This window comes from Caulobacter sp., from assembly GCF_035254145.1.
GTDB lineage: Bacteria > Pseudomonadota > Alphaproteobacteria > Caulobacterales > Caulobacteraceae > Caulobacter.
On record NZ_DATFAV010000044.1, the window covers coordinates 1 to 7,927 of the forward strand.

Annotated in this window: 11 protein-coding genes; 7 read left to right on the top strand and 4 right to left on the bottom strand. The window is 69.0% G+C overall.

Annotated features, from left to right (window positions below; all coding sequences use genetic code 11):
* The first annotated feature begins 273 nt into the window (after positions 1-273).
* Positions 274-432 (top strand): hypothetical protein, encoded by a 159-nt coding sequence (locus VJ655_RS02280; RefSeq protein WP_324097824.1) that lies wholly within the window; start codon positions 274-276, stop codon positions 430-432.
* Here VJ655_RS02280 and VJ655_RS02285 read toward each other — a convergent pair.
* Positions 429-893 carry a DUF1203 domain-containing protein gene (locus tag VJ655_RS02285; RefSeq protein ID WP_324097826.1) on the bottom strand — a complete coding sequence of 155 codons (465 nt, stop codon included), beginning with the start codon at positions 891-893 and terminating at the stop codon, positions 429-431. The two genes, VJ655_RS02280 and VJ655_RS02285, sit on opposite strands and share 4 nt — an antisense overlap.
* Before the next feature lie 122 nt (positions 894-1,015).
* Here VJ655_RS02285 and VJ655_RS02290 point away from each other — a divergent pair, with 122 nt between their 5' ends.
* Genes VJ655_RS02290 through VJ655_RS02305 form a run of 4 tightly spaced genes read left to right on the top strand, consistent with a single transcriptional unit; the run spans position 1,016 to position 4,668 of the window.
* Complete coding sequence (locus tag VJ655_RS02290) at positions 1,016-1,129, top strand: hypothetical protein (protein ID WP_324097828.1); 114 nt, start codon at positions 1,016-1,018, stop codon at positions 1,127-1,129.
* The gene (locus VJ655_RS02295; RefSeq protein WP_324097830.1) at positions 1,086-2,693 is read left to right on the top strand and encodes an ABC-F family ATP-binding cassette domain-containing protein; all 1,608 of its coding nucleotides are present in this window, start codon (positions 1,086-1,088) and stop codon (positions 2,691-2,693) included. The genes VJ655_RS02290 and VJ655_RS02295 overlap by 44 nt, the downstream gene beginning before the upstream one ends.
* A 60-nt stretch (positions 2,694-2,753) precedes the next feature.
* Complete coding sequence (locus tag VJ655_RS02300) at positions 2,754-4,016, top strand: DUF3422 domain-containing protein (RefSeq protein WP_324097832.1); 1,263 nt, start codon at positions 2,754-2,756, stop codon at positions 4,014-4,016.
* 19 nt (positions 4,017-4,035) lie between these two features.
* Entirely contained in the window at positions 4,036-4,668 is a 633-nt protein-coding gene (locus tag VJ655_RS02305; protein WP_324097834.1) for a class I SAM-dependent methyltransferase, read from the top strand.
* Here VJ655_RS02305 and VJ655_RS02310 read toward each other — a convergent pair.
* The 3 genes from VJ655_RS02310 to VJ655_RS02320 are packed head-to-tail and all read right to left on the bottom strand — an operon-like array spanning position 4,665 to position 6,571.
* On the bottom strand, positions 4,665-5,114 hold the full coding sequence (locus tag VJ655_RS02310; RefSeq protein WP_324097836.1) for a flagellar basal body protein: 450 nt from the start codon (positions 5,112-5,114) through the stop codon (positions 4,665-4,667). The two genes, VJ655_RS02305 and VJ655_RS02310, sit on opposite strands and share 4 nt — an antisense overlap.
* 6 nt (positions 5,115-5,120) lie before the next feature.
* Entirely contained in the window at positions 5,121-5,447 is a 327-nt protein-coding gene (locus tag VJ655_RS02315; RefSeq protein WP_324097838.1) for a rod-binding protein, read from the bottom strand.
* Positions 5,447-6,571: a flagellar basal body P-ring protein FlgI gene (locus VJ655_RS02320; RefSeq protein WP_324097840.1), complete on the bottom strand. Its 1,125-nt coding sequence runs from the start codon at positions 6,569-6,571 to the stop codon at positions 5,447-5,449. Before VJ655_RS02320 ends, VJ655_RS02315 begins: the two co-directional genes overlap by 1 nt.
* A 219-nt stretch (positions 6,572-6,790) precedes the next feature.
* Between VJ655_RS02320 and VJ655_RS02325 the strand changes: the two genes are divergently transcribed.
* Together VJ655_RS02325 and dksA are read left to right on the top strand one after the other, a co-directional pair.
* Positions 6,791-7,225, top strand: a complete 435-nt coding sequence (locus VJ655_RS02325) for a flagellar assembly protein FliX (protein WP_324097842.1) — start codon at positions 6,791-6,793, stop codon at positions 7,223-7,225.
* A gap of 203 nt (positions 7,226-7,428) precedes the next feature.
* Positions 7,429-7,857 carry an RNA polymerase-binding protein DksA gene (dksA, locus tag VJ655_RS02330; protein ID WP_013078283.1) on the top strand — a complete coding sequence of 143 codons (429 nt, stop codon included), beginning with the start codon at positions 7,429-7,431 and terminating at the stop codon, positions 7,855-7,857.
* Positions 7,858-7,927: the final 70 nt, after the last annotated feature.

Genomic DNA, 7,927 nt, shown 5'->3' on the forward strand with positions numbered 1-7,927 from the left:
CGAATTAACACAAGAACAAGATGCGAACAAATGCCGCGCGTGCGAGCGGCCACGCCTGCTGCCAGCAGATGTCAGCAGAGCCACGCGTCACGACGGCTCCCAGATCAGCCGGGCGGGCTCCGAGCCGCGTAACGGAGGCCGTCTTGGAGAAGCGCCCATCCCCGGGATGAGGGCGTTCGGAATTGTTAAACCGTGTTTGAAAGCCGGTTTTTCAGCCTAATGGCTTTAAGCGTCGTTGTCGGGCGAAAGCTCGGCCTCTGAACGGAGCTAGCCATGGCCAAGAAGGCCGAAAGTGCAAAACAGGGCGCCAAGCAGGAGGCGTTCGACGCGCTTCGCGGCGCCAAGCCGCGCTCGGTGATGATCGACGGGCTGGTGTTCATCGGCGGGATCGGATCGCTGATCTGGGTCCTGCACGCCATGGCGCCGACCTAGGCGCGGTCGATCCGCGCCGCATAGCAACCCCACTTGGCGTAGTGCGCGTGCAGATAGGCGATCTCCGGATCCTCAAGCAGCCGCTCGATCAGCGACCCCGCCGCCGCGCCCTCGGTCACGTCGGCGGCGCGCATCATCCCGCTGGCGTCAAACGCCCGCAGGGACAGCAGGCGACGCCTTAGCGCCGGGGGCATCTCGTCGACCGTCGAGACAGGCTGGACGCCTTCGCGCACGAAGATCGCGTGGCTGGCGCGGAAGGGCGTCGGCGCCGGCTGATGCTCGTAGTTGACCAGGATCAGGGTCTCGCCCGGCCGCGCGTCATCCAGGCTGACGCGACAGGGAAAGCCCAGCGGCGCGTCGGCGATCACGCGGCGCGCGCCTCGCGCGGCGAGCGTCTCATCGTCCAGCTGGAACAACGGCGCGAAGGGCTCGGCGGGCAGGCTGGTGACGGCGTAGGACATGTCTTCGACTCCTTTGTCGCCGCCGTTGTCGCGCGGAGCGCCCGGGCGAGACACCCGATCCTTGCGCTCGGCTCAGCTTGCCGCTTTCCGGCGGCGGGCGTAGACACCTCGCTTCCCATCCGATGGAGGCTCCCATGATCAGCAAGACGGAAGACCGCTTCGTCCTTCCCGTTTCCCTGTTCTTGGGTTCGCATGTCCTTCGTCACCCTGGATTCCGTCTCCGCCGCCACGCCTGACGGTCGGCTTCTCTTCGAAAACCTGAACCTTTCCATCGGCGCCGAGCGTATCGGCCTGGTAGGGCGCAATGGCGTTGGCAAGTCGACCTTGCTGGCGGTGATCGCCGGCGCGCGGGCGCCGTCGGCCGGGGCCGTCTCGCGGGCCGGGGCGGTCGCGATGCTGAATCAGGCGCCGGACGTTCCGGCCGGGGCGCGGCTCGTCGACCTGCTGGGCTTTGGCCGCGCCTGGGACCGTCTGGCGCGTATCGAGCGCGGTGAGGCCGACGAGGCCGATCTGTCCGAAGCCGATTGGGACCTGCCCGCGCGGATGGAGCGGGCTCTCCTGGACGTCGGCCTGGGCGAGCTGGATGTGGAGCGGCCCGCCGCCGCCTTGTCCGGCGGCCAGATGACGCGGGCTAGTCTGGCCGGGCTTCTGGTCGCGCGGCCGGACGTGCTCTTGCTGGACGAGCCGACCAACAATCTGGACGCCGAAGCGCGGGCCATCGTGACCCGCGTGTTGTCGCGCTGGCGAGGCGGGGCGGTGGTCGTCAGCCACGATCGCACCCTGCTGCGTGGCATGGACCGCATCGTCGAGCTGTCCACGCTGGGCGCGCGGTCCTACGGCGGCGGCTACGACGCCTATGCCGAGCGGAAGGCTCTGGAGGCGGAGGCCGCGCGGCGCGATCTCGACCATGCCGAGCGGGAGATCCGGCGGGTCGCGCGCGAGGTCCAGGTCGCTCGCGAGCGGAAGGATCGCCGCGACTCCGCCGGCCGGCGGTTCGCCGATCGCGGCGGGACGCCCAAGATCGTGCTGGGCATGATGGCCGAGCGCGCCGAAACCAGCGGCGCGCGCGAGAGCAAGCTGGCGGACAAGCTGACGGCGCAGGCCCAGGAGGCCAGGGCGACGGCGGAGGCTCGCGTCGAGCGCGCCCGGGACCTGGGCTTCGATCTGCCGTCGAGCGGGTTGCCGGAAGGCCGGACGGTGCTGGTCTTCGAGGACGTCGCCTTCGCCTGGCCTGAAGGCCGCCCCGTGGTCCAGGGTCTCTCGTTCCGGATGACCGGACCCGAACGGATCGCCGTCGCGGGGCCCAACGGCGCCGGCAAGACGACCCTGATCCGCCTGGCGACCGGGCAGTTGACGCCGAGCGCGGGCGAGATCCGTTTATCGGTTCCTTTCGCCCTGCTGGACCAGCGGGCGGCCGTTCTCGACGACGACCAGACCATCCTGGAGAACTTCCGCCGCCTGAACCCGGCGGCCGGCGTCAATGACGCCCATGCGGCGCTGGCGCGGTTCCTGTTCCGCAACGCCGCCGCGCACCAGCGGGCCGGGACGTTGAGCGGGGGCGAGCGCCTGCGCGCGGCTCTGGCCTGCGTGCTGTGCGCGGCGATCCCGCCGCAACTGCTGATCCTGGACGAACCGACCAACCATCTGGACCTGAGCGCGATCGCCGCCGTGGAAGCGGCGCTGGCGAACTACGACGGGGCTCTGCTGGTGGTCAGCCACGACGAGGATTTCCTGACCGCGATCGGCGTCGAGCGCCGGATCACGCTCAAAACCCGTGACGGCGAGGCGGGAGTCCGCTAGGTCTATGTGACCGGTAACATCGAGCAATGACCCGATGATCCGCGCACGGGGCGAGGACGGATGAGCGAGCGTCGAGACCACCCTCTGAGGGTGACGTTGAGCGAGTTGATGCACCTGCGGGAGCTGCCGCTGGACCAGGCGCCGGTTCGCGTGCGCCAGTGGGTCTTCCTGGTCGATCCCGCCGACCGACCGGCCGAGGCCGCGTTCGTCGCCCTGTTCGCGCCGGGCCAGGATCCAACGCTTGGACGGGCCGTGATCGTGAACGAGCACGGCGGCTGGCTTTGGGAGCGGCACCAGGAGTTCTCGACCTGGACCTGGTTCGCCTACGGCCCGCTGGGGGACGATCTCGGGTTCCAGACCAACGCCGCGGAGAGCTTCTTCTGGCTGGACGGCGCGCCTGGACAGGTGTTCCGAGGCGTCGAGATCTCGGTCGGGGCGCCTGGCGCGCCGCCGCCGTTCGAGGCGGCGCTGAGCCGCCACATCGACCTGCGGCGCTGCGTCTCCTGCGAGGTGTTCGACGGCGCGGCGCGGATCTGGACCGATTTTCGCCTGCGCGAGGGCGGGGCGGGCCGCATCCATGTCCATAACGCCGGCCTCGCCAACGACGAGGTCTCGCGCCTGGTGCAGACCCTGCTGGAGATCGGCAACTATCGGAAACTGGCCCTGCTGGGCTTCGCGCCGGCGCGCGAGACCCTGGCGTGGCTGGACGGCGCCGAGGCGCGGCTGGCGACCATCACCGGCGACCTGGCGGCGGGCAAGGACAGTCAAGGAGTGCTCGACGACCTGCTGGCGCTGTCGGCGGAGGTCGAGGCGAGGGCGGCGACCAGCCGTTTCCGCCGGGGCGCGACCGAGTCCTACCATCAGCTCGCGCTCGACCGATTGGAGGCTCTGCGCGAGCGTCGGCTGCCAGGCCATTCGACCATGAGCGAATTCATCGCCCGCCGCCTGCTGCCAGCCATGCGCACGCGGGAGGCGGCCGACCGGCGGCTGGACGACCTGTCCCAGCGGGTGGCGCGATGCGGCGACCTTCTGCGCGCCAAGCTGGGCCTGGCCCAGGACCGGCAGAACCAGGAAACCCTGCGCGGCATGGACGCCAGCCTGCAACTGCAGACCAAGCTCCAGGGGCTGGTCGAAGGGCTGTCGATCTTCGCCGTCGGCTACTACGTGCTGGGACTGCTGGGCTATCTGCTGAAGCCCTGGCTGCACGGCTGGCCGGGCGGAGCCGAGCGGGTGTTGTCGATCCTTGTCCCGCTCGTGCTGGTCGCCGTGGCCGCCAGCCTGCATCGGCGCAAGAAGCGCCTGATCGCTGACGAGTCAGCGTGAGGCGCCTATAGGGAGGGGCATGGACCTCGACGCCTTCATCAAGACGAATCTTCCGCTGGAGCCCACGCCGGGCGTTCCGGAGATCCGCCTGCACCGCGCTGGCCCGCGCAGCGGCCTGATGCGCCTGGCCGAGGCCGATCCGGACTTCGGGTCGCCGTACTGGGCGCGGCCCTGGGGCGGGGGGCTGGCCCTGGCGCGACATCTGCTGGACCATCCGGCCACGGTCGGCGGCCGGCGGGTGCTGGACCTGGGCGCGGGCTCGGGGCTCGTGGCGATCGCCGCCATGATGGCCGGCGCGGCCGAGGCGCTGGCGGCCGATGTCGATCCCTATGCGATCGCCGCCACCCGTCTGAATGCGGTCGCCAACGGGGTGGCGGTCGAGGTGATCCACGGGGATCTCACCAACAACGCGGCGCCGGACGTCGAACTCATCCTGGTCGGGGATCTCTTCTACGAGGCCGACCTGGCCGCGCGCGTGATGGCCTTCCTGGAGCGGCGCCAGGCCGCCGGGGCCGTCATCCTGATCGGCGACCCTTGGCGGGCCACCCTGCCGTCCGACCGCCTGCGGGTCGTGGCCGAGTATCCGGTCGCCGATTTCGGCGATCCGAACGGGAGCGCGCGCCCGGCGGCGGTGTTCGCGCTCAAGGCTTAAGCCTTGCGGTTCAGCGTGATCGCCGCGCCCATCGCCGGGCGGTCGTTGACCATGCCGCCGGCCCCGTAGGTCGTGGCCGGCGCGGCGCGCTGGCTGGCGATCTCCTCGGCGACGGCGCGAACCAGGCCTTCGGTGACCACCTTGGCGGCCTCCACGGCGCGCGCCTGGCGAGCGAGCACCGCGTCGAAGGCCTCGGTCGCGCGCAGCAGCCGCTGGCGCAGTTCCGGCCGCGCGGCCTCGACCAGGGCGACATTGGCGCGCACCCGCATCGACTCGTGCCGGTAGACGTTGGCCAGCTTGGCCGTCTCCTCGACATACTGCGCCGCCTCGTGCGGGCGGCGGCTCTCGAAGGCCTGGGCCTCCTTGGCGATCAGGTCGGTCAGGCGTTCGGTCAGCAAGGTGAGCTGGTGGACGCGATCGTCGGCGTCGACGGCGGCGATGGCCATGGTCGATTACTCCTTCAGACCCTGAAGCTTCAGCATTTCGCGCTGGATGGTCGACGCCAGGCCGATGCCGCCGGCCTTGGTCACCTGTTTCGACATCGCGTCGGTCAGGACCGACTTGAACATTTCCTCGCCGGGGCCGCCGCCGAACGGTTCGGAGGTTTTCACGCCGTCGAACATCTGCTGCATCATCACCGACAGGAACGAGGCCTCGAAGTTCTGGGCCGTCTCCTTGATCTTGCCGCGCTTGGCCAGTTCCTCGGCCGAGGCGACGGCCGACTTGGCGGTCGCGGCCAGGGCGTCGATCTTCGGGGACAGGGCGGAGAGGGCGCTCATCACATCACCTCGATGTCGGCTTGCAGGGCCCCGGCGGCTTTCACCGCCTGCAGGATCGAGATCATGTCGCGGGGCGTCACGCCCAGGGCGTTCAGGCCGCCGACCAGGCTCTTGAGCGACGGCGAGCCGCCCAGGGTGATCAGCTTCTTGCCCTTTTCCTCGTCGACGCTGACCGTCGATTGCGGGACGACGGCGGTGCGGCCCTGGCTGAACGGCGCCGGCTGGCTGATGCCGGGGGTTTCCTGGACGGTGATGGTCAGGTTGCCCTGGGCGATCGCCACCTGGCTGATGCGGACATCGTCGCCCATGACGATGACGCCGGCCACTTCGTCGATCACCACCTTGGCCGGGCTGTCGGGCTCGACTTCCAGGTTCTCGATGTTGGTGACGAAGCTGATCATGTCCATGCCGGGCGGGGCGCGCACGGCGACGATGGTCGGGTTCTGCGCCTGGGCGCAGCTGGGGAATTTCTGGTTGATGGCGTCGGCGATCCGGCGCGCGGTGGTGAAGTCCGGGTTGCGCAGGGTCATGCGTAGGATGTCCATGCTGACCATCTGGAACCCGGTTTCGCGCTCGATGATGCCGCCCGAGGCGATGCGGCCCGCGGTCGGGACGCCCTTGGTGACCGTGCTGCCCGAGGCGCCGCTGGCCGAGACCGAGCCCGTTTGCACCGTGCCTTGCGCCACGGCGTAGGTCTGGCCGTCCGCGCCCTGCAGGCTGGTGACCAGCAGGGTGCCGCCCAGCAGGCTCTTGGCGTCGCCCAGGGCCGAGACCGTCACGTCCAGCTTCGAGCCCGCGGCCGAGAACGGCGGCAGGTTGGCCGTCACCATGACCGTGGCGGTGTTCTTGGTGTTCAGGTTCGCGTCGCGCACATTGACGCCCTGGCGCTCCAGCATCGCCTCCAGGCTCTGCTTGGTCATCGGCGCGTTGCGCAGGCTGTCGCCGGTGCCGTTCAGGCCGACGACGACGCCGTAGCCGACCAGCTGGTTCTCGCGAACGCCCTCGAAGGCGACGATGTCCTTGATCCGCGACTTGGCGAAGGCCGGCGCGGCCACGAAGGCCGAGGCGACGACCAAGGCGGTCAGAACCGGGCGAAGAACGGTGCGAAAGAGTGAACGCGGCATGGCAGTCCCGTAGAGGGGAAACGTCCCCGCGCCGCCCCATGCCAGAACCGGGCCAGTTTCAAGCGCTTGTGACTCAAGGGATTCTGGGGCCGGCGGCAGTCCGGCCGGCGCCTCCAGGCAGATTCTGCCCGGCATTAACCATACTTCAAGCGCGCGAACCGATTATGATCGTGCGACGAGACGAGTGACTCGCGCGTCTAAGCTTTTGGAGCTTGTCGGATGAAGGTTTCCAGCACGGGGGGCGTGGGGGCGACGGGACCGTCGCGGGCCAAGCCCTCTGGCGGCGCTTCGGGCTTCTCCCTGCCATCGGTCAACGCCGCCAGCGGCGCGGCCAGCACGGCCTCGGTCGGCGGCTTGTCCGGCGTCGGTTCGGTCGACGCCCTCCTGGCGTTGCAGGCGGCTGGCGCCGTCGGCGATCCGCTGGAACGCAGGAAGCGCGCCGTGCGTCGCGGCGACCATATCCTCGATATCCTGGGCGAGGTGCGCATCGCCCTGATCGACGGTGACATCTCGCACAGCACGCTGGACAAGCTCTCGCGCGCCATCCGCGAGCAGCGCGAGAACACCGACGACCCCCGCCTGGAGGGCGTCCTCAACGAGATCGAGACCCGCGCCGCCGTCGAGCTGGCCAAGCTGCAGGCCCGGGGCGGCTGACATGACGGGGACTGGATGCGCAAATGATCGCCGGTCCCGCAGCGCTTGGCGTTTCCGCGCGTTTTACATCTGTCCATGCCGCCGTTCGGGGCGCTCGACGAAAGAGCTTTTCGCTCTTCATGCGAGGTTCATTGAACGTGGCTCACCTTTTGGTATAAGCGCTCGGCCCTTAAGGGCTGAGTTCATTGGGGCGTGAGGCGTTGATGCAGACGGCCACTGTTCTAGTCGAGAAATCCGATTATCGTCCTTCCGAGGACGAGCCTTTTATGAACGACCGGCAACTTGAGTATTTCAAGAACAAGTTGCTGGCCTGGAAGGAAGAGATCCTCCGCGAATCTCGCGAGACGGTGACCCATCTCCAGAAGGAAACCGAGAACCACGCCGATCTCGCCGATCGTGCGTCCTCGGAAACTGATCGAGCCCTTGAGCTGCGCACTCGCGACCGCCAAAGGAAGCTGATTTCCAAGATCGACCAGGCCCTGCGCCGAGTCGAGGACGGCTCCTACGGCTATTGCGAGGAGACGGGCGAGCCGATCGGCCTGGCCCGCCTGGAAGCCCGTCCGACGGCGACCATGAGCGTGGAAGCCCAGGAGCGCCACGAGCGCCGCGAACGCGTCCACCGTGACGACTGACGCCTAACTCGGGCGACTGATGTGTTTTCGAGCGGCCCTGGGGGAAGCCCCGGGGCCGCTTTTGTTTGGG

What these genes read in the sequence shown, in the direction of transcription:
- VJ655_RS02310 (WP_324097836.1), bottom strand. Translation starts at nt 5,114, where the DNA reads ATGGCCATCGCCGCCGTCGACGCCGACGATCGCGTCCACCAGCTCACC.
- VJ655_RS02315 (WP_324097838.1), bottom strand. Translation starts at nt 5,447, where the DNA reads ATGAGCGCCCTCTCCGCCCTGTCCCCGAAGATCGACGCCCTGGCCGCG.
- VJ655_RS02295 (WP_324097830.1), top strand. Translation starts at nt 1,086, where the DNA reads ATGTCCTTCGTCACCCTGGATTCCGTCTCCGCCGCCACGCCTGACGGT.
- VJ655_RS02280 (WP_324097824.1), top strand. Translation starts at nt 274, where the DNA reads ATGGCCAAGAAGGCCGAAAGTGCAAAACAGGGCGCCAAGCAGGAGGCG.
- VJ655_RS02285 (WP_324097826.1), bottom strand. Translation starts at nt 893, where the DNA reads ATGTCCTACGCCGTCACCAGCCTGCCCGCCGAGCCCTTCGCGCCGTTG.
- VJ655_RS02305 (WP_324097834.1), top strand. Translation starts at nt 4,036, where the DNA reads ATGGACCTCGACGCCTTCATCAAGACGAATCTTCCGCTGGAGCCCACG.
- VJ655_RS02325 (WP_324097842.1), top strand. Translation starts at nt 6,791, where the DNA reads ATGAAGGTTTCCAGCACGGGGGGCGTGGGGGCGACGGGACCGTCGCGG.
- dksA (WP_013078283.1), top strand. Translation starts at nt 7,429, where the DNA reads ATGCAGACGGCCACTGTTCTAGTCGAGAAATCCGATTATCGTCCTTCC.
- VJ655_RS02300 (WP_324097832.1), top strand. Translation starts at nt 2,754, where the DNA reads ATGAGCGAGCGTCGAGACCACCCTCTGAGGGTGACGTTGAGCGAGTTG.
- VJ655_RS02290 (WP_324097828.1), top strand. Translation starts at nt 1,016, where the DNA reads ATGGAGGCTCCCATGATCAGCAAGACGGAAGACCGCTTCGTCCTTCCC.
- VJ655_RS02320 (WP_324097840.1), bottom strand. Translation starts at nt 6,571, where the DNA reads ATGCCGCGTTCACTCTTTCGCACCGTTCTTCGCCCGGTTCTGACCGCC.